Here is a 25723-nt window from a genome sequence, read left to right on the forward strand (position 1 = left end):
CGGTCCGGCGGGAGCCGCCGGGCGGCCGCCCGCGACCGTGGTCGCGGGCGCCTCGCCGCAGCCCCCCGATGTGCTCGGGCCCGGCCGGTCGCGACCGGCGTCGGCCCGTATCGAGTATCGCCAGCGAGGGTTGACCCTGGGCGCCAGCCGGTTGACGATCCGCGCCACCCGTCCCGGCTCGCCGCGCCGGGGGCGGTTCAGTCGGTGGACCGCCGGTCGATCAGCGCGGCCACCCCGTCGAGCACCCGCTCCAGGCCGAAGACGAACTCGTCGTCCGGGTCGTCGTCGCGGTCGAGCACGCCGGCGGCCAGCACCCGGTGCAGGGCGGGGAACCGCTGCGGGTCGGTCAGCCGGGCGACCAGGCACCGGTAGGTGGGCATCAGCTCGCCGGGCGCGATGCCGGCGGCCCGGCTGCCCTCGACGATCTGCGCGGTCAGCAGGGACTCGTTGCGGACGTACCCGGTGACCAGTAGGAGGACCGACATCTTCTCGTTCTCCGCCAGCCCGGTGTCGGCCAGGCAGCGCAGGCCGTCCTCCAGCCAGGCCAGCGAGTTCGGGGTCAGCGGCGGACCGGCGATCGGCACGAGCAGCACCCACGGGTGCCGCCGCAGCGCGGAGCGGTCGGCCCAGGCCCACCGGGTCAGCCCCGCCCGCCAGCCCCGGCCCTCGTCGCCGGCGCCGGGGGGTCCGCCGTACGCGGTGTCGACCATCAGGGTGAGCAGCTCGTCCTTGGCGCCGACGTACCGGTAGAGGGCCATCGTGCCGGCGCCCAGCTCCTTGGCGACGCGGCCCATGGAGACGGCGGCCAGGCCCTCGTCGTCCGCCACCCGGACGGCCGCCTCGACGATCCCGGCCAGGGTGAGGCCGGGCCGGGGGCCCTTCGGCGGGCGGCCGCGCAGTCCCCAGGCGGCCTCGATGGCCGGGGGGAGGGCGGGACCGGTGTCGTCCTTCGTCGCGTCCACATTTCCTCCTTGCCCCGCCATCCTAGTTCTGCGTATGGTCTACGCAGAAAAGCGTACGTCATACGCAGAAGGAGACGTGATGACTCAGACGGGGGCCCCGGCCCGGGCGGGCCGGCGGGAATGGATCGGGTTCGGCGTGCTGATGCTGCCGCTGCTGCTGGTCTCGATGGACGTGTCGGTGCTCTACTTCGCCGTCCCGTTCATCAGCGAGCAGCTGCGGCCCAGCGCCAGCCAACAGCTCTGGATCTTCGACATCTACGGCTTCATGCTGGCCGGGCTGCTGATCACCATGGGAGCGCTCGGTGACCGGATCGGCCGGCGCCGGCTGCTGCTGCTCGGCGCCGTCGCGTTCGGCGGCGCGTCGCTGCTGGCCGCGTACGCCGACAGCGCCGCCGCCCTGATCGCCGCCCGGGCCGTGCTCGGTGTCGGCGGGGCCACCCTGATGCCGTCCACGCTGGCCCTGATCCGCAACATGTTCCACGACGAGAAGCAGCGCGGCACCGCCGTGGGCATCTGGACCGCCGCGATGACCAGCGGCGTGGCGCTCGGCCCGGTGCTCAGCGGGGTGCTGCTGGAGCACTTCTGGTGGGGCTCGGTCTTCCTGATCAACATCCCGGCGATGCTGCTCCTGCTGCTGCTCGCCCCGGTGCTGGTGCCGGAGTTCCGCAACCCGGCCGCCGGCCGCTTCGACCTGCTGGGGGCGGCGCTCTCGCTCGGGGCGCTGCTGCCGGTGATCTACGGGATCAAGGAGGCGGCCCGGGACGGCTGGACCCCGGCCCGGGGCGCGGCGGTCGCCCTCGGCGTGCTGCTCGGCGTCGCCTTCGTCGTGCGGCAGCGCACCGCCCGACACCCGATGGTCGACCTGGCGCTGTTCCGCCGGCGCGCCTTCAGCGGCGCGCTCGGGGTCAACCTGCTGGCCATGTTCGGTCTGGTCGGCTTCGCCATCTTCACCACCCAGCACCTCCAGTCGGTGCTCGGCCTGAGTCCGCTGCGGGCCGCGCTGTGGAGCCTGGTGCCGGCCCTGGCGGTCGGTGGCGTCGCCCCGGCCGGCACCGCCCTGGCCCAGCGGATCGACCGGGCCTGGCTGATCGCCGTCGGCTTCGTGGTCGCGGCGGGCGGCTTCACGGTGCTCACCCGGGTGACCCCGAATTCGGCCCTGTGGCTGCTGCTGCTCGGCGCGGCCGGCTACGCCGCCGGCCTGGTCCTGGTGATGTCCCTGGTCACCGAGCTGGTCCTCGGGGCCGCGCCGCCGGAGCGGGCCGGGGTGGCCTCCGCGCTCACCGAGTCCTCCAGCGAACTCGGTGGCGCGCTCGGGATGGCGGTGCTGGGCAGCGTGGGCGCCGCGGTCTACCACCGGGAGGTGGCCGACGGCCTGCCGGCCGGCCTGCCCGGCGGTGCGGTGGCCACCGCCCGGGAGACCCTCGGCGGGGCGCTCGCCGTGGCCGACGGCCTGCCCGCCGCGGCCGGCGCGGCGGTGCTGCGCGCCGCCCGGCTCGCCTTCACCGACGGGCTGCACTCCGCCGCGGTGGTGGCCGCGCTGGTGATGCTGGCGGCCGCGGTGGTCGCGGCGGCGGTGCTGCGGGGCGCCCGCCTGCCGGCGCCCGCCGAGTCGGCCACGGTCGAGACCGCGCCGGCCGAGGTGCCGGCCATCCCGGTCGACGCCCGGTCCGTCCTCGCCCCACCGGTACGCCCCCAACCCCCGACCGCCTGATCCGGCGGCGATCCGCGTGGGCACGGGGCCGCGCGGATCGCCCGGGTCGACGTTCGTCCGGTGGTCGTCAGTCGTTGAGCACGTGCGACAGCCGGTCCCGGAACCGCCGCTCGGAGTCGCTGACCTGGTCCCCGCCGATGCCGAGGATGCCGCCGGTGGAGGCGGCCCCGACCACCTGCTCGGCGATCTCCACCAGCCAGTGCTTGTACGCCCCGGCCTGGCCCTCGTCGACCCGGGCGGCCAGCAGGGCGGCGGCCTCACCGGCGCGGACCAGCACGTCGTCGATCATGGGCTGCGGGTCGGCCGGCGCGATCACCGGCAGTTCGGCGCCCGCCTCCGGGTCGCCGACCCGGGTGACGATCTCACCGGCGACGGCGGCCACCAGCGGGCTGGCCGACTCGCGGCCGGCGGAGATGGTCTCCAGCCCGGCGGCGTTCTCCGCCATGGTGCGGCGGGTGCTGTCGGACTCGGCGGCGCTCGCGGCGGTCACCACGGACTGCGGAAGGCCGACCAGCAGCCCCCACTCCTCGTCGGAGAAACCGAAACCGGTGTACGCCGGCTGCTCGATCACGGCAGAGCCCTCCTCGGCACAGCTGTCAGGGTCAGGTAGCGATTCCGGCCGTCACGTGCCGGCGGCCGGGGTCCGGCTCAGGCTAGTCCAGCGTCAACAGGCCCTGTTCGGACACCACGCGCACGGACAGGGTCTTGTAGCCCACCTCGTCGAAGAGCACGGTCATCTTGTCCTCCTCGTAGTTCAGCACCAGCCCGGGCCCCCACTCGGGGTGCCGGACCTGGCTGTGCACGGGGAACGGCCCGACCGCGCCGCTGTCGGCGACGCTGGTGCCGGCGTGGCAGTTGTCGCAGTGCGCGCAGACCTCGCTCATCTGCTCGCCGAAGTAGGCCAGCAGGGCCTGTCCCCGGCAGCCGGTGGTCTCGGCGAAGGCCCGCATCATGTCGGTCCGGGACCGGGTGACGGTCTGCTGCCGTTCGGCCTCGGCCAGGGCGGCGGCCCCGGCGGCCGCCGGCTTCGGGGCGTACCGGGGGGCGGCGAGCTTCTGCTTGGCGCGGGGCTCGACGGCGCCGACCTGCTCCAGCAGGGAGAGGTACTGGCCGAGCTTGCGCGGCCCGAGGCCGCTGCGCTCGCGCAGCTCCTTCTTGGCCGACGGCTTCTTGCGGACCAGGGCAGCCAGGTCGCGCAGCTCGTTCTCGTCGGGCAGGCCGCCGCTGAAGTAGCGCTGGAGGCCCACGTCCTCGGCCCGCCAGAGCAGCAGCACCCGGGCCGGCTGGCCGTCCCGCCCGGCCCGGCCGATCTCCTGGAAGTAGCTGTCCGGGGAGTCGGGCAGGGCCATGTGCACCACCCAGGCGATGTTCGGCTTGTCGATGCCCATGCCGAACGCCGACGTGGCCACCATGATCGGGACCTGGTCGGCGAGGAACGCCTCGTGCAGCTCGTTGCGGGCGGCGGTCGGCATGCCGCCGTGGAAGAACTTCGTCGGGAAGCCGGCGTCGGTCAGGCGCTGCGCCAGTTCCTCGGCCGCCCGGCGGGTGGGCACGTAGATGATGCCGGGCCGCTCGTCGTCGCGGAGCAGGGCGATCAGCCGTCGCCAGCGGTAGTCGTCGGTGGGGCAGTACGCCACCTCGAGGAAGAGGTTGGGGCGGTCCAGTCCGGAGACCACCACCTCGGCGTCGCGCAGGTGCAGTCGGGCGATGATGTCGTCGCGTACCGGCGGGGAGGCGGTGGCGGTCAGCGCCACCACCGGCGGTCGGCCGAGGCCGTCGATGAGGTGCCCGAGCGCCAGGTAGTCCGGGCGGAAGTCGTGCCCCCAGGCGGAGATGCAGTGCGCCTCGTCGATCGCCACCAGGGCCGGCTTCAGCTCGCGGACCTCCGCCATCCGGTCCGGATTGCTCAACGCCTCCGGGGTGATGAAGAGGAACTCGGCCCGGCCCTCGCGGATCTCGACGATCGCCTGCGCCTGCTGGGCGGCGCTCTCGTCGGAGCTGATCCGCACGGCCCGCAGCTCGGGGCGCTGCCGTTCGTTGAGCGCGGCGATCTGGTCCTGTTGCAGGGCCAGCAGGGGGGAGATGACCACCGTGGGTCCGGGGATCAGGCTCGCCGGGATCTGGTAGATCGCCGACTTGCCGGCGCCGGTGGGGAGCACCACCAGCGCGTCGCGTCGCTTCATCACCGCGCGCATGGCGGCGAGCTGGTTGGGCCGCAGCTCGGTCCAGCCGAAGAGGCTCTTCGCGGCACGGCGCAACGTCGTCGAGTGCGTGGACAGTTTCATCGGTCACCGGAGGTACCCGAGCCGATCAACGCCGAAACCGTTGACAGCGGGACAGGTCCGACACCACGATGAACATACGTTCATGAACATCTGTTCATTGCGGGAGGCTCCCATCGTGACCATGGTCAACACCCACCAGTCCGCCGCCTGGAACGGCTACGAGGGACGGCACTGGGCCGACCACCAGGCGCGCTACGACGCCGTGAACGGCGGCTTCAACGAGGTGCTGCTGACCGCCGTGCGCCCGGGCGACCGGGTGCTCGACATCGGCTGCGGCAACGGTCAGCTCACCCGGCTCGCCGTCCGGGCCGGCGCCGGGCACGCCGTCGGCGTGGACCTCTCGGGGCCGATGCTGGACCGCGCCCGGTCCTCGGCCGCCGAGGAGACCCTCTCCGAGGTCGAGTTCGTCCGCGCCGACGCGCAGGTGCACCCGTTCCCGCCGGGCGCGTTCGACGTCGCGCTCAGCCGCTTCGGGGTGATGTTCTTCGCCGACCCGGTAGCCGCCTTCGCCAACGTCGGGCGGGCGCTGCGCCCCGGCGGCCGGCTCGCCTTCGTCTGCCTGGACGACTTCCGCCGCGGTGACCTGGGCGCGGTGCTCGGCGCGCTCGCCGGTCACCTCCCGCCGCCGGGGACCGACGGCACCGGCGCGGCCGAGCCGCTCTCCCTGGCCGACCCCGCCGTCGTGCGTCGGGTGCTCACCGCCGCCGGCTTCGCGGGCGTGCGGTGCGGGCCGGTGGAGGCGATCGGGACCTGGGGTCGCGACGCCGGGGACGCCGGCCGGTTCCTGGCCGGCTGGGGACCGATCCGGCACCAGCTCGACCGGGTCGACCCGGCCGCCGCGGAGCGCGCCCGCGCCGCCCTGGTCGACGCGCTGCGCCCCCACGAACACCCCTCCGGGGTACGCCTGCGCGGCACCGCCTGGCTGGTCACCGCCGACCGCGCGGCGGCCTGACCGGGTACGGCCGGCCCGTCCCACCCGGCCGGCCGCCGCCGGTCACGACCGTCGGCGCCGGCCCGGGGCCGACCGGAGGCGCCGAGCCTAGGATGCCTGGTGATGTCACCGAGGAGAGCCGCCGCCCTGCGCGACGGCGAGCAGAGCCTGCGCGAGCACCTGATCGCCGCCGCCGGCCGACTCGTCGCCGCCCGCGGCACCGCCGGGCTGACCGTACGGGACATCGCCCGCGCGGCCGGCGTCGCCGACGGGGTGCTCTACAACCACTTCGCCGACAAGGAGGAGCTGGTCGCGTACGCGCTGCACGCGCACGTGCGGGCCGCCGAGGCGGGGCTGTCCGGAGCACCTCCGGCACCGGGTGAGGAGACGGTCGCGGCCAACCTGCGGGCGTACCTGGAACGGGCGCTGGCGCTGCACTCGGCGATCCTGCCGGCCTTCACCGGGGTGGTGGGGCAGCCGAAGGTGCTCGCCCGGTTCGCCGGGCTGCCGAACCCGATGGGCGGCGGGCACGGCCTGCGGGTGGAACTCGCCGACTACCTGCGCGGCGAGCAGCGGCTCGGCCGGGTACGCGCCGAGGCCCGGCCGGACGCGGTCGCCGTGCTGCTCGTCGGGGTCTGCCACGACCTGGTCCTCGGCCGGCTGCTCGACCCGTCCGGCCCGGCGGTGCCCGAGCCCGCGCCGGGCCTGGTGTCCGACGTGGTCGACACCCTCCTGCACGGCCTCGCCCCACCCGCTCCCGGCTGACCGCTCCGGCACCGACTGCGCTCCCGACGGTGTGAGAAGGGTGCCCTTCTCTACCGGAGGCGTTAAGAAGGGGCCCTTCCTTGCACCGTCAGCGCAGGCGGGGGAGGACCTCGCGCTGGTAGAGGTCGAACAGCCCCTGCCAGTTCGGGCCGGTGTTGGCCACGTACACCTCGTCGAAGCCGGCCTTGGCGTACCTGTCGATCATCTCAAGGTGCGCGTCGGCGCTGTTGCCGCAGACGAACGACTCCTTCATCGCCTCCGGCTGGACCAGCTGCGCGGCCTGCTCGAAGTGGCGCGGCGAGGGGAGCACCTGGGACAGCTCGCCGGGCACCCCGGCGTTCGGCCACTTCTCGTACGCGATCCGCATGCCGGCCTCCTCGCTGTCGGCGTACGCCGCCTTGAAGCCGGCCTGGCACGGCTTGTCGCCGCCGCCGCCGTCGCGGAACCGGCGGACCATGTCGGCGTCGGGCATGGTGCTGACGTAACCGTCGCCGATCCGGGCGGCCAGGTCGATCGCTTTCGGGCCGAAGCCGGAGACGTAGACCTTCGGCGGCGTCTCGGGCAGCGTGTAGATCCGGGCGTGCTCGACGGTGTAGTGCCTGCCGTGGTGGTTGACGAAGCCGCCCCGCCACAGCTCGCGCATCACCTCGACGGCCTCCTCCAGCATCTCCAGCCGGACGTCGGTCTGCGGCCAGGCGTCGCCGAAGATGTGCTCGTTGAGCGCCTCGCCGGAGCCGACGCCGAGCACGAACCGCCCGTCGTGCAGGACGGCGCTGGTGGCCGCCGCCTGGGCCAGCACCGCCGGGTGGATGCGGACGGTCGGGCAGGTCACCGCGGTGGTCACCGGCAGCCGGCAGACCTGGCTCAGCGCCCCGATGGTGGACCAGACGAAGGGGCTCTGGCCCTGGGCGTCGACCCACGGGTGGTAGTGGTCGGAGATCCACAGTGCCTCGAAGCCGGCCCGCTCGGCGCCGCGCGCCTGCTCCAGCAGCTCCGCCGGGGTGTACTCCTCGCTGGACAGAAAGTATCCGATCCTCATCGCTTCCCCCTCGTCACGTCCGGTGCCGGACGGGGATGCGGTACCCGGGCAGGGCCGGACGGAACCGCCGACGGGCCGATCAGCGCTTGAACATCGCCCGGATCGCGATCAGCAGGAACAGGCCGCCCACCACCAGGCCGAGCAGGCGTACGCCGGGGATGTCGGCCGCGCCGGTGGCGTCGGCGAGCAGCGTGGGAGCCATGCCGGCACTCTCCCACGCGGTCCCGGCCGAACGCCAGCATGAAACTGTAAGGTTTATTGACTGTTCGGGTTCGAGGGTGTGACCATGGCAGGCACGCGCCGGGCGGCGGTGGGTGGCGAGGGTACGGGGTGGGTGGCGATGAACGCTGTGCAGACCGGTCGGTGCGTCGGGGCGGGGGCGGCGTGAGTTTCCCGGAACGCGAGCTGACCCGGCTGGCCGGCGCCGTCCTGCAACCCGGCTTCGTGGGCACCACCCCGCCGCCCTGGATCCGCCGGTGGCTCGCCGACGGCCTCGGCGCGGTGGTCCTGTTCGCCCGCAACGTCGCCGGCCCGGAGCAGCTCGCCGGCCTCACCGCGGCCCTGCGCGCCGAGCGCCCCGACGTCGTCGTGGCGATCGACGAGGAGGCCGGCGACGTCACCCGGATCGAGTCGGCCCGGGGCAGCTCCCGCCCGGGCAACCTGGGCCTCGGCGCGGTGGACGACCCGGAGCTGACCGAGGCGGTGGCCCGCGACCTCGGCCTGGAGCTGGCCGCGGCCGGCGTCACCCTCAACTACGCCCCGGACGCCGACGTCAACTCCAACCCCGGCAACCCGGTGATCGGGGTCCGCTCCTTCGGCGCCGACCCCGACCTGGTCGCCCGGCACACCGCCGCCTGGGTACGCGGCCTGCAGGCCGGCGGGGTGGCGGCCTGTGCCAAGCACTTCCCCGGCCACGGCGACACCCGGGTCGACTCGCACCACGACCTGCCGGTGATCGGCGCCTCCGGCGCGGCGCTGCGCGCCGGTGAGCTGGTCCCGTTCCGGGCGGCGGTGGCGGCCGGGGTGCAGGCGGTGATGACGGGTCACCTGCTGGTGCCCGCGCTGGACCCGGCGCTGCCGGCGACGCTGAGCCCGGACATCCTCGGTGGCCTGCTCCGCGAGGAGCTCGGCTTCCACGGTGTGGTGGTGACCGACGCGATCGAGATGCGCGCGGTGGCCGACCGGTACGGCCTGGCCGGCGCCGCCGTCCGGGCCCTCGCCGCCGGGGCCGACGCGGTCTGCGTGGGCGGGGAGCACGCCGACGAGGAGACCGCCACCGGGCTGCGGGACGCGATCGTGGCCGCCGTACGCTGCGGCGAGCTGCCCGAGGAACGGCTGGCCGAGGCCGCCAAGCGGGTCGGCGAGCTGGCCGCCTGGACCGTGGCCGCCCGCGCCGGGACGGCCGGCGCGGCCCGACCCGGCCCGACGGTCGGGCTGACCGCGGCCCGACGGGCCGTCCGGGTCACCGGGACACCGGCCGGGGCGGGCCTGCTGCCGCTCACCCGGCCCCCGCACGTGGTCGAGTTCGCCCCGCCCCGCAACATCGCCATCGGCCCGGAGACCCCCTGGGGGGTGGCCGCCCCGCTCGCCGCGCTGCTGCCCGGCACCACCAGCGCCCGGTACGACCGCGACGCCACGCCCGCCGACCCGACCGCCGGGGCGGCCGGCCGGCCGCTGGTGCTGGTGGTCCGCGACCTGCACCGGCACGACTGGATGCGGGCCGCGGTGACCCGGTCGCTGGCCGCCCGCCCCGACGCGCTGGTGGTCGAGCTGGGCGTGCCCGAGCTGGTCACCGGCGCGGTGCACCTGGCCACCCACGGCGCCACCCGGGCCTGCGCCCGGGCCGCCGCGGAACGGCTCACCGCCGGCTGACGCCTCAGGAGTCGACGGTGACCAGGTCGGCGTAGTCGGGGTGCCGCTCGATGAAGGCGGCCATGAACGGACACCGGGGGACCACCCGGCCGCCCCGGGCCCGGATCTGGTCGAGGGTGCCCCGGATCAGCGCCGAGCCCACCCCCATGTTCTGGAACCTCTCGTCCACCTCGGTGTGCGTGAAGACCAGCACCTCCCCGCGCGGCACGTACGCGGTGAAGCCGGCCAGCGCGTCGTCGACCAGGATCTCGAAGCGGTGTTCGGCGGGGTTCTCCTCGACCAGGAAGCTCACCGGGTCATTCTGCCCCGGTCGGCGGCCAGCCTCGCCAGTTCGGCGAGCAACCGGTCGGCCTCCTCGACGGTGTTGTAGTGGTAGACGCTGGCCCGTACCGCCCCGCCCCGCTCCCGCAGCCCCATCGCCTGGAAGTACTCGTAGGCGTAGTAGTCGCCCGAGGAGAGGCAGAGCCCGGCGGCGCCCAGCTCGGCCGCGGTCTCCGCCGGGGTCAGCCCGGCCAGCCGGAAGGAGACCGTCGGGCAGCGCCGCGCCGGCGCGCCGAGCACGGTCACCTCGGGCAGCGCCGCCAGGCCGGCGAGCAGCCGCGCGAAGACCCGCTCCTCGTGCTCCTGCGCGGCGGCCAGCCCGGCCCGGACCCGGGCGCGCCGGTCACCGGTGGCCGTCGGGTCCAGGGTGGCCAGGTGGTCCACGGCGGCGGCCACCCCGGCCAGCAGCGGGAAGCTGGGGGTGCCGAACTCGAACCGGTCCGGCACCGCGTCGGAGGAGGGGAGCAGCTTCTCCGGGCGCAGCCGCTCCCAGCGGGCCGGATCGGCCACCATCGCCGCCAGGTGCGGGCCGGACCACTTGTAGGCGCTGGTCACCAGGAAGTCCGCGCCGAGCTGCTCGGAGTCGGTGGGACCGTGCGGCACCGAGTGCACCCCGTCCACGCAGACCAGCGCGCCGGCCGCGTGCGCCGTCTTGGCGATGGCGGCGACGTCGGGCACGGTGCCGGTGGCGTTGCTGCCGGCGGTCACCGCCACCAGCCGGGTGCGCTCGTTCACCAGGTCGGCGTACTGGCCGGCGGGGAGTTCGGCGGTGTCCCGGTCGAACTCGGCCCAGCGCACCGTCGCGCCGGCCGCCTCGGCGGCCTGCACCCACGGCCGCACGTTGGCGTCGTGGTCCAGCCGGGAGACCACCACCTCGTCGCCCGGGCGCCAGGTCGCGCCGAGGGTCCGGGCCAGGGTGTACGTCAGCGCGGTGGCGCTCGGCCCGAGGACCACCCCGGCGGGATCCGCGCCGAGCAGGTCCGCGACCGCGGCCCGGGCGGCGGCGACCATCTCCAGCGACCGCCGGCCGGGGACGGAGGCGGCGCTGCGGTTGCCGACGGCCTGCCGCATCGCCGTGGCGACGGCCTCGATCACCGGCGCGGCGGTCTGGGTGCCCCCGGCACCGTCGAAGTGGGCGAAGCCCTCGGTCAGGGCGGGGTAGGCGGCCCGGGTGCGGGCGATGTCGAACGGCATGCCCGGACCCTAACCCGGCCCGGCGACCGGCCGGAAAAGATGATCAACCGGCTGGTGACCGGTGCGCCGACGTCTCGTACCCTTGGCCCGGTGACGAACCGACGGCTCCTCCCCTCCACCACCCCCGTCCGACGGGCCGGCGGCCTCCTGGCCGGACTGGTGCTCGGTGCGGCGCTGCTCAGCGGATGCAGCTCGCAGGGCGCCTCCACCGACTGCGGCCTGGACGCCTGCACGGTCACCTTCGACCGGGGCGTGGAGGCCAGCACCACCATCCTCGGCGTCGAGGCCAAGCTGGTCGGCGCCCAGGGCGACCAGGTCACCGTCGAGGTGGCGGGGGAGCAGCTCTCGCTGACCGTCGGGCAGCAGGCCGTCTCGGCCGGCGACTTCTCGGTCACCCTGGACAGCGTCACCGACGACCAGGTCAAGATCCGGGTTTCCCGCTAGTCACGGCAGCTCGGACCCGCCGGGGCCACGTTTGGAAATCTTCGCATCGGGAGATTGTGCCGCCATGTCACTCACCCGGAACGCCGAAGCCACCGCCTCGCAGGCAGCGAACAGCCGGTGGCTCGAACTGCTGACCCGTGCCGGCTTCATCGGCTACGGCATCGTGCACCTGCTCTTCGCCTGGCTGGCGCTCCAGATCGCCTTCGGCAAGTCCGGGGAGGAGGGCAACCAGAACGGCGCCCTGCGCACCCTCGGCGACCAGCCGCTCGGCAAGTTCCTGCTGGTGGCGATCGCGGTGGGGCTGATCGCGATGGCCATCTGGCAGCTGTTCGAGGCGGTCCTCGGGCACCGCTCGCTGCGGGACAAGGAACGGCTGTTCGAGCGGATCACCTCCGTGGTCCGCACGATCGTCTTCGCCTGGCTGGCGTACACCGCGATCAAGGTCGTCCAGGACGCCAGCGCCAACGCCTCGGACCAGCAACAGGCGCTGTCGGAGAAGCTGATGACCTCCACCGGCGGCCGCTGGCTGGTCGGGCTCGCCGGCCTGGTGCTCGCCGCGGTGGGCATCGGCATGGTGATCTACGGCATCAAGAAGAAGTTCCTGCGCAACCTCAAGACCGAGCAGATGAACCCGAAGGCGCTCTCGCTGACCCGCCGCCTCGGCATGGCCGGCTACGCGGCCCGGGGCACCGTGTTCGCGATCGCCGGGATCCTGATCGTCACCGCCGCCGTCAAGTACGACCCGGAGAAGGCCCGTGGCCTGGACGCCGCGCTGCGTACCCTGCGGGACCAGTCGTACGGGCCGGTGCTGCTGGTGCTGATGGCGCTCGGGATCGCCGCGTTCGGCGTCTACTGCTTCGTGCAGTCCCGCTACCGCAAGGTCTGAGGCTGGTCGATACCGGGTTCGCCGGGCACCATTGGGCCTTTGCCCGATGCCCGGTGGGGGGAGACAGCCTGTGCAGAGCTACCTGACGACGATCGCCGCCGCGCTGGGCGCGGCGGCGATCGCGCTCGTGGTGGTGGAGGTGATCCACCGGGTGGTGCGCCGGCTCGGCCGCCGGTCGCTGCTGATGACCGAGCTGACCGACCACGCCCACCGCTCCTTCCAGCTGGCCGCCACGGTGCTGGCCGTCCAGCTCGCCGTCCGGTTCAGCACCGGGTACGCCGTGGGCACCGGCTGGCGGCAGGTGGTACTGCACACCCTGGTGCTGGCCCTGGTGGCCGCCGTGGCGTGGCTGGTGGCCTCGCTGCTGGTGGTGATCGAGGACACCGCGCTGGCCCGGTTCCGGGTCGACGTGCCCAACAACCGGCACGCCCGCCGGGTGCGTACCCAGGTGGTGCTGCTGCGCCGGCTCACCATCGCGATGATCGTGGTGCTGGCCGTCGGCGTGATGCTGATGACCTTCCCGGCCGTACGCGGCATCGGCGCCGGCGTGCTGACCAGCGCCGGTGTCGTCGGTGTGGTCGCCGCGCTGGCCGCGCAGAGCCTGCTCGGCAACGTCTTCGCCGGCCTCCAGCTCGCCTTCAGCGACGCGGTACGCCTCGACGACGTGGTGGTGGTCGAGGGGGAGTGGGGCCGGATCGAGGAGCTGACCCTCAGCTACGTGGTGGTGCAGATCTGGGACGACCGGCGGCTGATCCTGCCCACCTCGTACTTCACCAGCAAGCCGTTCCAGAACTGGACCCGGACCGAGGCGGCGGTGCTCGGCACCGCCGAGTTCGACCTCGACTGGTCCATCCCGGTCCAGGCGATGCGCGAGGAGCTGCGCCGGTTGGTGGAGAGCACCGAGCTCTGGGACGGCCGGGTCTGCGTACTCCAGGTCACCGACGCCACCGGCGGCATGATCAAGGTGCGGGCGCTGGTCAGCGCCGCCGACGCGGGCAGCCTCTGGGACCTGCGCTGCCTGGTCCGTGAGCACCTGGTCGGCTGGGTCCGTGACCACCGGCCGACCGCCCTGCCCCGGCTGCGCACCGAGCTGGGCGACGCCTCCGGCACGCTGCCGTGGCAGTGGGTGCAGCCCCGCCGGCCGGTCCGTCGGCTCGCCGACCCGGAGATGCCGGACGACGCGCGGGTCTTCGGCGGCAGCGACGACGGCGACGCCCGCAGCGAGGCCTTCGTCGGCCCCGAGGAGCACGCCGAGAGCCGCCGCTGAGCCGCCGGCCCGACCCCCGCGCCCCCGGTCACCCGCAGGTGGCCGGGGGCGCGGTCGGCTCCGGCGCGTCGCCTTGGCGGGCGGCGGGTCGCGGCCGGTGCGTGACCTCCGGCCGTCGCGGGCGTTGGCCCGTACGCCGGGTCCGTCCAGCCGGTGCGGGGCGGACCGGTGGCCGTCGGGGGGTTTGACGGCCCCGTTCCGGGGGACCTGCTGCGCACGCCCTGCGTCCGGCCGGTCACCCGTCGGTGGCCACGGCCGGGCGGCGGGCGCGTGCGGCCGGTTTCCACCGGTCGCCCCGCGCAGGATTGACGGGCGGCGGCTCCGGGCATACAGCGCGGTGATGATGAAAGGAGGACAGCATGGCTGACGTCGCGAGTCGCAGCACGTCCCGGACCGGGAGCGAGCCGTCCACCGCCGAGCTGGTGCAGCGGGCCACCGAGCAGGTCTCCCGCCTGGTGCGGGACGAGTTGGCGCTGGCCCGGGCGGAGTTGACCGAGAAGGGCAAGCACGCCGGGATCGGGATCGGACTCTTCGGCGGCGGCGGGGTGATGGCCCTGTACGGCGCCGGCGCGCTGGTCGCCACCGTGATCCTGCTGCTGGCGCTGGTGATGCCCGCGTGGCTGGCCGCCCTGATCGTGGCGGTGGTGCTCTTCGTGCTCGCCGGGATCCTCGCCCTGATCGGCAAGAAGCAGGTCAGCCGTGCCGTCCCGCCGGTGCCGGAGGCGACGGTCCGCAGCCTTCGGGCGGACGTGGACACCGTCACCGCCGCGGTGAAGGACGGGAGGCGGGCATGACGACGGGCAACGGGACCGGTGACAAGGAGGCGCTCCGCGAGGAGATCCGCCGGACCCGGGTGGAACTGGGCGAGACCATGGAGTTGCTGGCCGCGAGGACGGACGTGAAGGCCCGGCTGCGGGAGTCCGCCGAGCAGGCCAGGGAGCGGATGCGGGAGCAGGCGGCGCAGACCGTGGCCCGGGTGCGCGGGCAGGCGGCGCAGAAGGCCGTCGTGATGCGCGACCAGGCCGCGCAGAAGGCCGTCGTGATGCGCGGCCAGGCCGCGCAGAAGGCGCAGGTCGCGCGGGTGCAGGCGTACGAGCGGGGGGCCGCCGTGCGGCGTAACCCCGCGCCGTGGGCGGCGGTCGCGGCGGGTGCCGTGGCGACCGTGATCGTGCTGTTGATCGTGCGGGGGAGGCGTTCGTGAGCAAGGGCATCGGCAAGGCCGCGTACAAGCCGGTCGGGGTGCTGCTCGGCATCGCCGCGGGCACCGTCGCCGGGGCGATCTTCCGCAAGGTCTGGACGATCACCGCCGGCGACGGCGAGGCGCCCAGCGCGACCGACGAGGACCGCCGCTGGGGTGAGATCCTGGCCGCCGCGGCGCTCCAGGGCGCCATCTTCGCGGTGGTCCGGGCGGCCGTCGACCGTGGCGGCGCGGTCGGGGTACGCAGGCTGACCGGCCGCTGGCCGGACTGAGCGTGACGACAGCGAAGGCCCCCTTCCGGCATCGACCGGTGGGGGGCCTTTCGCACGGGCGGGACCGGCCCGGCCAGTCGATGAAGACATCCGTCAGGTCACATGTCGGAGAATTTCGTCCGGTGGTCTGTGCAGAGTTTCCGCCACGTGATTTGCTGTTCCACGCTGTTGCGAGATGGCGAGGGTTGAGAGAAGTCTCCTTCACCGGGGGCCGCCTCAGGCGCCGCTGCTCGAAAACGGCCAATCGGCCGCACGGCGTGCTCGGCCGCCAGTTTTAGAAGGAGATACACATGGCGCAGGGAACCGTGAAGTGGTTCAACGCAGACAAGGGCTTCGGCTTCATCACCGTCGACGGCGGGGGTGCTGACGTGTTCGTCCACTTCTCGGCCATCCAGACCAGCGGCTACCGCTCGCTGGAGGAGAACCAGCGGGTGGAGTTCGAGATCGCCCAGGGTCAGAAGGGTCCGCAGGCCGAGCAGGTCCGCCCCATCTGATCGAGCAGGGACCGGCCGGCAGCCGCCGGTCCGGTGATCCGGACCCCCGGATCGACGTGAAGTCCCGCGTCCTTCTGGACGCGGGGCTTTCCGCTGTCCGGGGCGCGGGCCGAGGGCGCACAGCCGCAACCCGGCCCGTCCGGGGGTGGCGCACCGGCCGCGGGCCCAGCGGGCGCCGGCCGGTCAGTCCCGGGTCAGGGGCGGCGGCGGGAGCGCAGTCCGCGCCAGAGCACGAAGAGTCCGATCAGGACCAGCAGCGGCCCGAGCAGCGCCCAGATCCGCTGGTCGGTCATCACGCTGCCCCCGACGTAGCCCAGGCCCTGCACCGTCCACACGGCCCCGACCACCACGGCCAGCAGGCCGAGGGTCAGCGTCAGCCACCCCTTCATCGTTCTCCCCTCCGCGCGGACCCCGGTCCTCCAGCATGCGCCACACCGGCCCCGGGTCCGGCGGCGACGCACCGCACGGCGGTCGGGTCGACTGGCCGGACGCGCCGGGCCGGAGCCCGGCGCGGCGTGCTCACCACCGGTGGTGCACCTGCGGCCGGATCAGCTCGTCGTAGGTGTCCCGCACGGCGGCCGACTCGGTCCCGCCCAGCGGCGCGAGGTCGGCGGTGGCGGCGTTGCGGCGGGCCTGTTGGGCGTCGCGGGCACCGGGGATGACCACGGTGACCCCGGGCTGGTCGAGCACCCAGCGCAGGGCGAACTGCGCCATCGTGCGGTCGTCGCCGACCAGCGGAGCGAGCCGGCGTACGGCGGCCAGGCCGAGGTCGTAGTCCACACCGGAGAAGGTCTCGCCGACGTCGAAGGACTCGCCGTGCCGGTTGAAGTTCCGGTGGTCGTCGGCGGGGAAGGTGGTGTGCTCGTCGTACCGGCCGGAGAGCAGGCCGCTGGCCAGCGGAACCCGGGCGATGACGCCGACGCCGGCCGCCGCGGCGGCGGGCAGCACCCGGTCCAGGGGCTTGAGCCGGACCGCGTTGAGGATGATCTGGACGCTGGCGACGCCCGGCCGGGCGATCGCGGTGAGCGCCTGGTCGCAGGTCTCCACGCTGACCCCGTAGCCGGCGATCCGCTCTTCGGCGACCAGGGTGTCCAGGGCGTCGAAGACCCGGTCGTCGGCGAAGACCGGGGTGGGCGGGCAGTGCAGCTGGACCAGGTCGAGGGTGTCGACGCCGAGGTTGGCCCGGGACCGGTCGGTCCAGGCCCGGAAGTTCTCCAGGGTGTACGCCTCGGGCACCTGCTCCACCCGGCGGCCCATCTTGGTCGCCACGGTCAGGTCGTGCCCGGGGCGCCCGCGCAGGAACCGCCCGATGAGCTGCTCGCTGCGGCCGTCGCCGTACACGTCGGCGGTGTCCAGGAAGGTGACCCCGGCGTCCACGGCGGCGGCCAGGACGCCCATCGCGTCGTCCTCGCTGACCTGCCCCCAGTCGCCGCCGAGCTGCCAGGCGCCGAGTCCGACGATGCCGACGCGCCGGCCGAGCCGGTCGAAGCTGCGCTGTTCCATTGGACCGAGCCTAATGAGTGGGTTGCCGGAGCGCGCGGCGGGCCGTACCGTCGCCAACAAGACGGACGTACGGTTTGGGAGGCTGTCATGTGGGATCCGACCACCTATCTGCGCTACGGCGACCAGCGGTCCCGGCCCTTCCACGACCTGGTGGCCCGCATCGCGGCCGACCGCCCCCGGGCGGTGGCCGACCTCGGGTGCGGCCCCGGCACGCTGACCGCCACCCTCGCGCGGCGCTGGCCGGCCGCCCGGATCACCGGCCTCGACTCCTCCGCGGAGATGATCGGCCGCGCCGCCGCGCTGGACACCCCGGTCCACTTCACCGTCGGTGACGTCCGCGACTGGCGTCCGGGTGCCGACGACGACGTGCTGGTCTGCAACGCGGTGTTGCAGTGGGTGCCCGGCCACGAGGAGCTGCTCACCCGCTGGGCCGGCGAGCTGCCCGCCGGGGCCTGGCTGGCGTTCCAGGTGCCCGGCAACTTCGCCGCCCCCTCGCACCGGGCGCTGCGCGAGGTCGCCCGCCGCGACCGGTGGGCCGCCGTCCTGGGCCCGCTGCTGCGTGAGGCCCCGGTGGGCGACCCGGCCGACTACGCGGCGCTGCTCACCGCCGCCGGCTGCGCGGTGGACGCCTGGGAGACCACCTACCTGCACCTGCTGCCGGCCCCCGACGGCGCCGCACACCCCGTGCTGAGCTGGATGGAGGGGACGGCGCTGCGCCCGGTCCGGGCCGCGCTGGACGCCGCCGGCTGGTCGGACTTCCGCGCCGAGCTGGGGGTACGACTCGCCGAGGCCTACCCGGTACGGCAGGGTCAGGTGTACTTCCCGTTCCGCCGTATCTTCGTGGTGGCCCGTACCGGCGCCCACACTGAGGAGAAACCGTGACCGACCTGCCCACCTTCATCGCCGGGCTGCCGAAGGTGGAGCTGCACGTGCACCACGTGGGCTCCGCCTCGCCCCGGATCGTCGCCGAGCTGGCGGCGCGGCACGAGGGACGCAGCCCCGTCCCCGCCGACCCGGACAAGCTCGCCGACTACTTCGCGTTCCGCGACTTCGCCCACTTCATCGAGGTCTACCTCAGCGTCGTCGACCTGATCCGCGACCCCGAGGACGTCTGGATCCTCACCCACGAGGTGGCCCGCGAACTGGCCCGCCAGCAGGTCCGCTACGCCGAGCTGACCGTCACCCCGTACTCGCACGTGCACCGGGGCATCCCGGCGCCGGCGTTCTGCGAGGCCATCGAGGACGCCCGCAAGCGGGCCGAGGCCGACTTCGGCATCGCGCTGCGCTGGTGCTTCGACATCCCCGGCGAGGCCGGCCTGCCCGCCGCCGAGGAGACGTTGCGGATCGCCCTGGAGGAACGCCCCGACGGGCTGATCAGCTTCGGTCTGGGCGGCCCGGAGATCGGCGTGCCCCGGCCGCAGTTCAAGCCGTACTTCGACCGGGCCCGGGCGGCCGGGCTGCGGTCGGTGCCGCACGCCGGGGAGACCACCGGCCCGCAGACCATCTGGGACGCCCTGCGCGAGCTGGGCGCCGAGCGGATCGGGCACGGCATCTCCGCCGCGCAGGACCCGGAGCTGCTGGCGTACCTGGCGCAGCACGGCATCGCCCTGGAGGTCTGCCCCACCTCCAACGTACGCACCCGGGCGGTGCCGACCATCGCCGAGCACCCGCTGCGGCGGCTGGTCGACGCCGGCGTGCTGGTCACCATCAACTCCGACGACCCGCCGATGTTCGGCACCACCCTCAACGAGGAGTACGCCGTCGCCGCGTCGCTGCTGGACGCCGGCCCGGAGGGCCTGGCCGGGCTGGCCCGCAACGCGGTCACCGCGTCCTTTCTGGAGCCGGCGGAGAAGGCGCGGATCGGCGCCGAGATCGACGCGTACCTGGCGGGTGTCGCCGGCTGAGCGGCGGGGGGAGGTGGCGCGCGGCGGAAGCCTGGTGTGGGGGGACCGGCTCCCGCCGCGCGCTGCTCCGCCGGCCGGGTGGGTGGAACGGGGCGAATGGCCGGCGGAACTGATGGGTTCGAAGACGATCCTGACAGGTCGCGGGCCGGACCCCGGCACCGTTAACCCGGATCTAAGGAAGACTTGCGGCGGCGCACAGCCGACGCCGGTTCAGCTGTCGGTGGGGCGTTTCCGGGGCCAGCGCCGGCCACTGCTCTTCGGCTCCCGCGCGTCCCGCGCCATCCGCCCGACCAGCCCGAACCGGCTCACCTGGCGGGGCACCGCCTCCGGGTCGGCCAGCAGCATCACCACGCTGGCGCCGCCGAGCCGGGCCCGGTCGATGCTCACCGACCCGTTGGCCTGGAGGGCGACCCGCTTGGCGATGTCCAGTCCCAGGCCGGTGGAGCCCTGGTCGCTGGAGCCCCGGCGCAGTGCCCGGTCCGGATCCGGGATGCCCGGGCCGGCGTCGTCGATCCGGATCGCCACGTACCCGTCCCGGCGGGAGACGGCCACCTCGAACGCGGTGCCCTGCGGGGTGTAGCGGAAGACGTTGCCGATCACCGCGTCCAGCGCGGCGGCCAGTTCGGCCCGGGGCACCGACGCGGGGATCCGCAGCTGCGCCCCGGTCACCCGGTGCGGGCGGTTCTGGTCGCCGGCGAGCGCCGCCCAGAAGACCATCCGGTCCCGGACCACCTCGCTGACGTCGCACGTCGCCGGGGCGCTCTCCTGGCCGACCGCCTTACGGGTGGTCTTGATCAGCTGGTCGACCTCGCCCTCCAGGGTGACGATCGCCTGCCGGATGCGCCGGATGCCGCGGCGCCGGTCCAGCTCCGCCTCGCTGAACATGCCGATGCTGGTGTCGTCGGACTCCAACGCCTCGGCGTCCAGCCGCAACGCGGTCAGCGGGGTACGCAGCCGGTGGGAGAGGTCCGCCACCAGTTCCCGCTCGTCGGCGCGCGTCGCCACCAGGCGGTCGGCCATCCGGTTGAACGCGTAGCCGGCCTCGACCAGCTCGCGCGGACCGCTCGGCTCCAGTCGTACGCCGAGGTCGCCGGCGCCCACCGCGAGCGCCGCCTCGACCAGCTCGCCGGTGGACTCCACGGCCCGGGCGGCGACCCGGTCGACCACGATGACCGACGCGCCGACCAGGGCGAACGCCACCGCGGCCAGGAGCAGCCAGCGGCCACCGGCACCCTCGTCTAGCAGGTCCTGCGGGACGAAGACCTCGACCACGACGACCCGTTCGCCGAGCACCACCGGGTCGAGCCGGGCCTTGCCGCCGGGCACGTCGACCACCTCGGAGCGGCGCGCGTCCCGGGCCCGGTTCAGGTCGGCCTCGTCGACCCGGCCGGCCGGACCGGCGCCCAGCCCGTGCACGACCGCCCGGGTCTGCGGGGTGTCGCCGCTGGCCTGCACGGCACGGCGGACCGCGGCCGGGTCCGTGCTGACCGCCAGCGCCCCGGTGACCAGCGCGCCGCGCCGGGCGGCGTCGGCGAGCACCTGGTCGTGTGCCTCGTCGCGCAGGCTGATCCCGAGCGGGACGAGGAAGGCGAGCGCGACCAGGCTGCACATGCCGGCCGTGAGCCCGGCCAGCGCGGCCCTCAGTCCGGGGCCACCAGCCGGAATCCCACCCCCCGCACGGTGCGCAGGTAGCGCGGCTTCGCCGCGGACTCGCCCATCTTTCGGCGTAGCCAGTAGAGGTGAACGTCGATGGTCTGGTCCTCGCCGACCGATGGCTGCCGCCATACCTCCTCCAAGAGTTCCCGGCGGGACACTACCCGGCCCGGTCGCGCGGCGAGATACGCCAGCAGGTCGAATTCCTTGCGGGTGAGCGCCAGCGGCTCCCCGTCGAGCAGCGCGCTGCGTTCGCCGACGTCCACCCGCAGGCCCCCCACGGTGTGCACGGCCGGCTGCACGGTCCGGCTGGCCCGACCGACCCGGCGCAGCACGGTGGTGATCCGGGCGTCGAGGTGCGCCCCGGTGAACGGCTTGACCATGTAGTCGTCGGCGCCGGCCCGCAGCAGGCGGACCACCGACTGCTCGTCGTCGCGGGCGGTGGCGATGATGATCGGCACGTCGGTGATGCCGCGCAGCATCCGCAGCGCGTCCGAGCCGTCCAGGTCGGGCAGGCCCAGGTCGAGCACCACCAGGTCGGGGGTCTCCGCGGCGACCCGGCGCAGGGCGTCCAGCGCGGTGCCCACGGCGTGCACGGCGTGCCCACGGTCGGTGAGGGAGCGGAGCATCGCGCCGCGGACGACGTGGTCGTCTTCGACCAGGAGCACGGTGGCCACGTGGAGAACCGTACTTGGCGTGGCAAGTTGATCGCGTTGCGGCACACCCCGGAACCGGGCAAGCTGGGACGACGATGGCGTTCACTCTCTTCCCCGACACCCGGCTGGCGCTGGCCCGGGACGCCCTGACCGGCCTGTCGGTCGGCGACGCGCTGGGCGGGACCTTCTTCCGTCCCGGCGACGCGGTGGCCCCCTGGGGTGATCCGCCGACCGGTCCGTGGCCGTGGAGCGACGACACCGAGATGGCCTGCTCGGTGCTGGCGGTCCTCGCCACCGCGGGGGAGGTCGACCGGGACGCCCTGGCCACCTCCTTCGCGCGGCGCTACGACCCGGCCCGCCGCTACGGCGCCGGGGCGGTCGGCATCCTCGAACTGATCCGGGGCGGCACCCCCTGGCCGGTGGCCGCCGCGTCGGCCTTCGACGGGCAGGGCTCCTGCGGCAACGGGGCCGCCATGCGGGTCGGCCCGCTGGGCGCCTGGTTCGCCGACTCCACCCGGCGCGCCGCCGACCAGGCCCGCGCCTGCGCCGAGGTCACCCACGCCCACCCGGAGGGGATCGCCGGCGCGGTCGCGGTGGCGGTCGCCGCCGCGCTGGCCGCCCGCGCCCGGCTGGCCGGCGACCGCCCCGAGCCGGCCCGGCTGCTGGCCGCGGTCACCGCCGCCCTCGACCCGGCCGGCGAGGTGCACGACGGGGTACGCCGGGCCGCCGCCCTGCTCGGCCGGCCGCTGCCGCGGGTGGTGGACGCGCTGGGCAACGGCTCCCGGATCACCGCGCAGGACACCGTGCCGTTCACCCTCTGGGTGGCCGCCAGCCACCTCGACGACTATCCGGCGGCGCTGCGCGCCTGCGTCGAGGCGGGCGGGGACGTGGACACCACCGCCGCCATCGTGGGTGCCGTGGTGGCCGCCTACTCCGGCGTCGGCACCCCCGCCGGGGTCCCGTCGGGCTGGCTGGGCGCCCGCGAACCCCTCCCCACCTGGCTCCCCTGACACCCCACCCCGATCGCGTCGTCCCCGCGCCGCCGCCCGCTGCGGCGCTTCGCGTCAAGATCCGCGCAACTCCGTGGAAGTAGTTGCCTCCTTCGCTGGGGAGGGGACTGTTTCGGTGAAGTTGTGCGCTCGGCGGGCTTCAGCGAGGGGCGCTGGAGGTGTCGGCGGGGACTAGGTCGCGGTCCTTGTCGGGGTCGGGGTCGGCGTCGGGGGCGGGGGCGGGGGCGGGGGTGTCGGTCGGGAGGGCTAGTGCGTGGTGTCGGCGGCGGCTGACCAGCCAGCCGATCGCGGCCCCGCCGCCCAGCCCGGCGAGCAGCCCCCCGCCCAGCAGCAGGTCGGCACTCGGCCCGTCGCCGGATGCCGCCGTCGGCGCCCGACCCCCGTCCGGCCCCGGGTACGCCCCAGGTGCCCCGTCCGACCCGGGCGCCGAGCCGGGCTGCTGGGCCGGACCCCCGGCGTCGGTGCCGCCGTGCCCGGCGTGGCCGCCCGAGACGGGCAGGGCCGGCAGCAGCGGGATCGTCGGCGCGGGATGTGCCCCGCCGGCCGGGTCCGCCCACCGGACGACGGTGCCGTCGGCGTACGTCTGGATCAGTTGGAACCTCACCCGGTCGGTGGCGGGCATCGGTCCCATGCCGAGGGAGAGCCGGGCGGGTCCGGTGCCGGCGCCGGGCGCCCTGGTCCAGGTGACGGCCTCGGTCACCTGGTCGAGTTCGGGGGAGTGGATGCCGGCGACCGGGCGGTCGAGGGTGCGGGTGGTGATCCGGGGCGCCCAGTCCGGCACGGACAACGGATAGACCTCCCCGATCGGGGCGTCCGGCGGCATCCGCAACTCGATCCGGGTGGTCCGGCTGCCGGCCCGTTCCTCGGGCAGCAGCACGGCCACCTCGACCGCGTCCCCCTGGTGCACCTGCGCCGGGGTGGTCGTCACCGTCACCCCCACCGCCGCACCGGAAACGGCCACCGCGGCTCCCCTCGGCGGGCCGGAGATCCCGGCGCCCGGACCCGCCGCCGAGGCGGTACCCGGCCCGGCCAGGGTTCCGGTCGCCACGGCGGTCAGCAGCAGCGCCGCCCGGACCCGACGGGTCATCGTCATGTCGCCCCATCCGTTCGCACCGGGCCGGCACCGGCTCCGGCCCCACCCGGTAGTTCGGCCCGGGGAGCAGAAAGGTTCAACGGGGGGCCGAACCGGACGCCACCGGCGGGGACGGACCCGGCGTCGCCGACGGCACGTCGACGGGCGACCGATAGCATCGCAGGAGCCGGTGAGCCGGCGCCCCAGATCCGGATCGACGACAGGAGCCACCGTGTCCGCACCCCGTACCCCCGTCGTGGCCGACCCCGTCGTCGTCGCCGCCGGGACGACGGCGGCCGACGCGGTGGCCGCGGCCGGCCTGCCCACCAGCGGCCCCAGGGCGATCGTGGTGGTCCGCGACCCGCAGGGCCAGCTGCGCGACCTGGACTGGACGCCCGCCGAGGAGACCAGCGTGGAGCCGGTCGCCATCGACACCCCGGACGGGCTCAACGTGCTGCGCCATTCCACCGCGCACGTGCTCGCCCAGGCGGTGCAGGACGTCTTCCCCGAGGCCAAGCTGGGCATCGGCCCGCCGATCGAGAACGGCTTCTACTACGACTTCGCCGTGGACAAGCCGTTCCAGCCGGACGACCTGGCCAAGCTCGAGAAGCGGATGCAGGAGATCGTCAAGTCCGGCCAGCGGTTCCGTCGCCGCCGCTTCGGCAGCCTGGACGAGGCGAAGGCCGAGCTGGCCGCCGAGCCGTTCAAGCTGGAGTTGGTGGACGTCAAGGGCGAGGGGCTGGACTCCTCCGAGGTGATGGAGGTCGGCGGCGGTGAGCTGACCATCTACGACAACCTCGCCGCGAACGAGGACAAGGTCTGCTGGTCGGACCTGTGCCGCGGCCCGCACCTGCCGAACACCCGGCTGATCGGCGCGTTCAAGCTGATGCGCTCGGCCGCCGCCTACTGGCGGGGTTCGGAGAAGAACCCGCAGCTGCAGCGGGTGTACGGCACCGCGTGGCCGACCCGCGACGAGCTCAAGGCGTACCTGAAGCTCCTCGAGGAGGCCGCCCGGCGCGACCACCGCAAGCTCGGCGCGGACCTCGACCTGTTCAGCTTCCCCGACGAGATCGGCTCCGGCCTGGCGGTCTTCCACCCCAAGGGTGGCGTGATCAAGCGGGAGATGGAGGACTACGTCCGCGCCCGCCACATCGAGGAGGGCTTCCAGTACGTCGGAACGCCGCACATCTCGAAGGAAGGGCTCTTCCACACCTCCGGCCACCTGCCCTACTACGCCGACGGCATGTACCCGCCCATGGAGCTCGAGGGCGCGGACTACTACCTCAAGGCGATGAACTGCCCGATGCACAACCTGATCTACCGGTCCCGCGGGCGGTCCTACCGGCAGCTGCCGATGCGACTGTTCGAGTTCGGGTCGGTCTACCGGTACGAGAAGTCCGGCGTGGTGCACGGCCTGACCCGGGTGCGCGGCCTGACCCAGGACGACTCGCACTCCTACTGCACCCGGGAGCAGGCGCCGGGCGAGATCAAGCACCTGCTGAACTTCGTGCTGAGCCTGCTCAAGGACTTCGGCATCGACGACTTCTACCTGGAGCTGTCGACCCGCGACGAGAACAAGCTGGACAAGTTCGTCGGGTCCGACGAGGACTGGGCGACGGCGACCGTGGTGCTGGAGGAGTGCGCCCGGGAGACCGGCCTGGACCTGGTGCCCGACCCGGGCGGCGCGGCGTTCTACGGCCCGAAGATCTCCGTGCAGGCCAAGGACGCCATCGGCCGCACCTGGCAACTCTCCACCATCCAGTACGACTTCAACCAGCCGAAGGGCTTCGGGCTGGAGTACCAGGCGGCGGACGGCACCCGGCAGCAGCCGGTGATGATCCACTGCGCGAAGTTCGGCTCGATCGAGCGGTTCATCGGGGTGCTCACCGAGCACTACGCGGGCGCGTTCCCGGCCTGGCTGGCCCCGGTGCAGGTGGTCGGCATCCCGATCCGCGACGACCACGCCGACTATCTGGAGGGCTTCGCCGACACGCTGCGCCGGCAGGGGATCCGGGCCGAGGTCGACATGGGCGACGACCGGATGCAGAAGAAGATCCGCAACGCCCAGCAGCAGAAGATCCCGTTCATGGTGATCGCCGGCGACGACGACGTGGCCGCCGGGACGGTCTCCTTCCGCTACCGGGACGGCTCGCAGCGCAACGGCGTACCGCTGGACGAGGCGGCGGCGCACGTGCTGGACGTGGTCCGCTCCCGGACCAACGCCGGCCCGACCGCGCCCGGCACCCCGAACACCTGACGGAGCCCGGGCGGGCCGTGCCGCTCG

Annotated in this window: 27 protein-coding genes; 15 read left to right on the plus strand and 12 right to left on the minus strand. The window is 74.3% G+C overall.

The window, feature by feature from the left end:
- Positions 1-197: 197 nt before the first annotated feature.
- On the minus strand, positions 198-962 hold the full coding sequence (locus tag GA0070564_RS18760) for a TetR/AcrR family transcriptional regulator (RefSeq protein ID WP_218104963.1): 765 nt from the start codon (positions 960-962) through the stop codon (positions 198-200).
- A gap of 79 nt (positions 963-1041) precedes the next feature.
- On the opposite strand from GA0070564_RS18760, the gene GA0070564_RS18765 reads away from it, so the two are divergent.
- Positions 1042-2673: an MFS transporter gene (locus GA0070564_RS18765; protein ID WP_218104964.1), complete on the plus strand. Its 1632-nt coding sequence runs from the start codon at positions 1042-1044 to the stop codon at positions 2671-2673.
- A 67-nt stretch (positions 2674-2740) separates the two neighbouring features.
- Here the strand turns inward: GA0070564_RS18765 and GA0070564_RS18770 are convergent, their stop codons facing one another.
- Together GA0070564_RS18770 and GA0070564_RS18775 are read right to left on the minus strand one after the other, a co-directional pair.
- Complete coding sequence (locus GA0070564_RS18770) at positions 2741-3244, minus strand: hypothetical protein (RefSeq protein ID WP_091609961.1); 504 nt, start codon at positions 3242-3244, stop codon at positions 2741-2743.
- Between the two features lie 82 nt (positions 3245-3326).
- Positions 3327-4958 carry a RecQ family ATP-dependent DNA helicase gene (locus GA0070564_RS18775; protein WP_091609962.1) on the minus strand — a complete coding sequence of 544 codons (1632 nt, stop codon included), beginning with the start codon at positions 4956-4958 and terminating at the stop codon, positions 3327-3329.
- An 82-nt stretch (positions 4959-5040) separates the two neighbouring features.
- On the opposite strand from GA0070564_RS18775, the gene GA0070564_RS18780 reads away from it, so the two are divergent.
- Positions 5041-5910 (plus strand): class I SAM-dependent methyltransferase, encoded by an 870-nt coding sequence (locus GA0070564_RS18780; protein WP_218104965.1) that lies wholly within the window; start codon positions 5041-5043, stop codon positions 5908-5910.
- Positions 5911-6012: 102 nt separating this feature from the next.
- A complete protein-coding gene (locus tag GA0070564_RS18785) occupies positions 6013-6654 on the plus strand; it encodes a TetR/AcrR family transcriptional regulator (protein ID WP_091609963.1) in 642 nt (213 codons plus the stop codon).
- Positions 6655-6742: 88 nt separating this feature from the next.
- Here the strand turns inward: GA0070564_RS18785 and GA0070564_RS18790 are convergent, their stop codons facing one another.
- Together GA0070564_RS18790 and GA0070564_RS30250 are read right to left on the minus strand one after the other, a co-directional pair.
- Positions 6743-7693: a TIGR03557 family F420-dependent LLM class oxidoreductase gene (locus GA0070564_RS18790; RefSeq protein ID WP_091609964.1), complete on the minus strand. Its 951-nt coding sequence runs from the start codon at positions 7691-7693 to the stop codon at positions 6743-6745.
- Between the two features lie 79 nt (positions 7694-7772).
- The gene (locus GA0070564_RS30250; protein ID WP_269458921.1) at positions 7773-7895 is read right to left on the minus strand and encodes a hypothetical protein; all 123 of its coding nucleotides are present in this window, start codon (positions 7893-7895) and stop codon (positions 7773-7775) included.
- 182 nt (positions 7896-8077) lie between these two features.
- On the opposite strand from GA0070564_RS30250, the gene GA0070564_RS18795 reads away from it, so the two are divergent.
- Entirely contained in the window at positions 8078-9565 is a 1488-nt protein-coding gene (locus GA0070564_RS18795) for a glycoside hydrolase family 3 protein (RefSeq protein ID WP_091609965.1), read from the plus strand.
- Between the two features lie 4 nt (positions 9566-9569).
- Here GA0070564_RS18795 and GA0070564_RS18800 read toward each other — a convergent pair whose 3' ends face one another.
- Positions 9570-9857 (minus strand): GNAT family N-acetyltransferase, encoded by a 288-nt coding sequence (locus GA0070564_RS18800; protein ID WP_091609966.1) that lies wholly within the window; start codon positions 9855-9857, stop codon positions 9570-9572.
- Positions 9854-11080: a cysteine desulfurase-like protein gene (locus GA0070564_RS18805; protein ID WP_091609967.1), complete on the minus strand. Its 1227-nt coding sequence runs from the start codon at positions 11078-11080 to the stop codon at positions 9854-9856. The genes GA0070564_RS18800 and GA0070564_RS18805 overlap by 4 nt, the downstream gene beginning before the upstream one ends.
- Positions 11081-11170: 90 nt before the next feature.
- On the opposite strand from GA0070564_RS18805, the gene GA0070564_RS18810 reads away from it, so the two are divergent.
- The 7 genes from GA0070564_RS18810 (at position 11171) to GA0070564_RS18840 (ending at position 15641) form a co-directional block, all read left to right on the plus strand.
- Positions 11171-11524, plus strand: a complete 354-nt coding sequence (locus GA0070564_RS18810) for a hypothetical protein (protein ID WP_091610363.1) — start codon at positions 11171-11173, stop codon at positions 11522-11524.
- A 64-nt stretch (positions 11525-11588) separates the two neighbouring features.
- Positions 11589-12410 carry a DUF1206 domain-containing protein gene (locus tag GA0070564_RS18815; RefSeq protein ID WP_091609968.1) on the plus strand — a complete coding sequence of 274 codons (822 nt, stop codon included), beginning with the start codon at positions 11589-11591 and terminating at the stop codon, positions 12408-12410.
- A gap of 70 nt (positions 12411-12480) precedes the next feature.
- Positions 12481-13677 (plus strand): mechanosensitive ion channel family protein, encoded by a 1197-nt coding sequence (locus tag GA0070564_RS18820; protein ID WP_091609969.1) that lies wholly within the window; start codon positions 12481-12483, stop codon positions 13675-13677.
- 359 nt (positions 13678-14036) lie between these two features.
- Positions 14037-14471 (plus strand): phage holin family protein, encoded by a 435-nt coding sequence (locus GA0070564_RS18825; RefSeq protein WP_088970865.1) that lies wholly within the window; start codon positions 14037-14039, stop codon positions 14469-14471.
- Positions 14468-14878 carry a DUF3618 domain-containing protein gene (locus GA0070564_RS18830; RefSeq protein ID WP_091609970.1) on the plus strand — a complete coding sequence of 137 codons (411 nt, stop codon included), beginning with the start codon at positions 14468-14470 and terminating at the stop codon, positions 14876-14878. The genes GA0070564_RS18825 and GA0070564_RS18830 overlap by 4 nt, the downstream gene beginning before the upstream one ends.
- The gene (locus GA0070564_RS18835) at positions 14875-15147 is read left to right on the plus strand and encodes a DUF4235 domain-containing protein (protein WP_088970867.1); all 273 of its coding nucleotides are present in this window, start codon (positions 14875-14877) and stop codon (positions 15145-15147) included. Before GA0070564_RS18830 ends, GA0070564_RS18835 begins: the two co-directional genes overlap by 4 nt.
- Before the next feature lie 290 nt (positions 15148-15437).
- The gene (locus tag GA0070564_RS18840; protein WP_030338233.1) at positions 15438-15641 is read left to right on the plus strand and encodes a cold-shock protein; all 204 of its coding nucleotides are present in this window, start codon (positions 15438-15440) and stop codon (positions 15639-15641) included.
- A gap of 194 nt (positions 15642-15835) precedes the next feature.
- Here the strand turns inward: GA0070564_RS18840 and GA0070564_RS18845 are convergent, their stop codons facing one another.
- Both GA0070564_RS18845 and GA0070564_RS18850 read right to left on the minus strand, forming a co-directional pair.
- Positions 15836-16030 (minus strand): hypothetical protein, encoded by a 195-nt coding sequence (locus tag GA0070564_RS18845; RefSeq protein WP_091609971.1) that lies wholly within the window; start codon positions 16028-16030, stop codon positions 15836-15838.
- Between the two features lie 130 nt (positions 16031-16160).
- On the minus strand, positions 16161-17144 hold the full coding sequence (locus GA0070564_RS18850; RefSeq protein WP_091609972.1) for an aldo/keto reductase: 984 nt from the start codon (positions 17142-17144) through the stop codon (positions 16161-16163).
- An 87-nt stretch (positions 17145-17231) separates the two neighbouring features.
- Here GA0070564_RS18850 and GA0070564_RS18855 point away from each other — a divergent pair, with 87 nt between their 5' ends.
- Positions 17232-18026, plus strand: a complete 795-nt coding sequence (locus GA0070564_RS18855; protein ID WP_091609973.1) for a trans-aconitate 2-methyltransferase — start codon at positions 17232-17234, stop codon at positions 18024-18026.
- Entirely contained in the window at positions 18023-19048 is a 1026-nt protein-coding gene (locus GA0070564_RS18860) for an adenosine deaminase (protein ID WP_091609974.1), read from the plus strand. The genes GA0070564_RS18855 and GA0070564_RS18860 overlap by 4 nt, the downstream gene beginning before the upstream one ends.
- A 210-nt stretch (positions 19049-19258) precedes the next feature.
- On the opposite strand, the gene GA0070564_RS18865 is transcribed toward GA0070564_RS18860, so the two are convergent.
- Positions 19259-20659 (minus strand): HAMP domain-containing sensor histidine kinase, encoded by a 1401-nt coding sequence (locus tag GA0070564_RS18865; RefSeq protein WP_091609975.1) that lies wholly within the window; start codon positions 20657-20659, stop codon positions 19259-19261.
- A gap of 29 nt (positions 20660-20688) precedes the next feature.
- The gene (locus tag GA0070564_RS18870) at positions 20689-21378 is read right to left on the minus strand and encodes a response regulator transcription factor (RefSeq protein WP_088970873.1); all 690 of its coding nucleotides are present in this window, start codon (positions 21376-21378) and stop codon (positions 20689-20691) included.
- A gap of 74 nt (positions 21379-21452) precedes the next feature.
- Between GA0070564_RS18870 and GA0070564_RS18875 the strand changes: the two genes are divergently transcribed.
- The gene (locus GA0070564_RS18875) at positions 21453-22367 is read left to right on the plus strand and encodes an ADP-ribosylglycohydrolase family protein (protein ID WP_091609976.1); all 915 of its coding nucleotides are present in this window, start codon (positions 21453-21455) and stop codon (positions 22365-22367) included.
- 139 nt (positions 22368-22506) lie between these two features.
- Here GA0070564_RS18875 and GA0070564_RS18880 read toward each other — a convergent pair whose 3' ends face one another.
- A complete protein-coding gene (locus tag GA0070564_RS18880; RefSeq protein ID WP_091609977.1) occupies positions 22507-23460 on the minus strand; it encodes a DUF1775 domain-containing protein in 954 nt (317 codons plus the stop codon).
- Positions 23461-23671: 211 nt separating this feature from the next.
- Here GA0070564_RS18880 and thrS point away from each other — a divergent pair, with 211 nt between their 5' ends.
- Positions 23672-25696: a threonine--tRNA ligase gene (thrS, locus tag GA0070564_RS18885; RefSeq protein WP_091609978.1), complete on the plus strand. Its 2025-nt coding sequence runs from the start codon at positions 23672-23674 to the stop codon at positions 25694-25696.
- Positions 25697-25723: the final 27 nt, after the last annotated feature.

Source organism: Micromonospora mirobrigensis (assembly GCF_900091555.1).
Classification (GTDB): Bacteria; Actinomycetota; Actinomycetes; order Mycobacteriales; family Micromonosporaceae; genus Micromonospora; species Micromonospora mirobrigensis.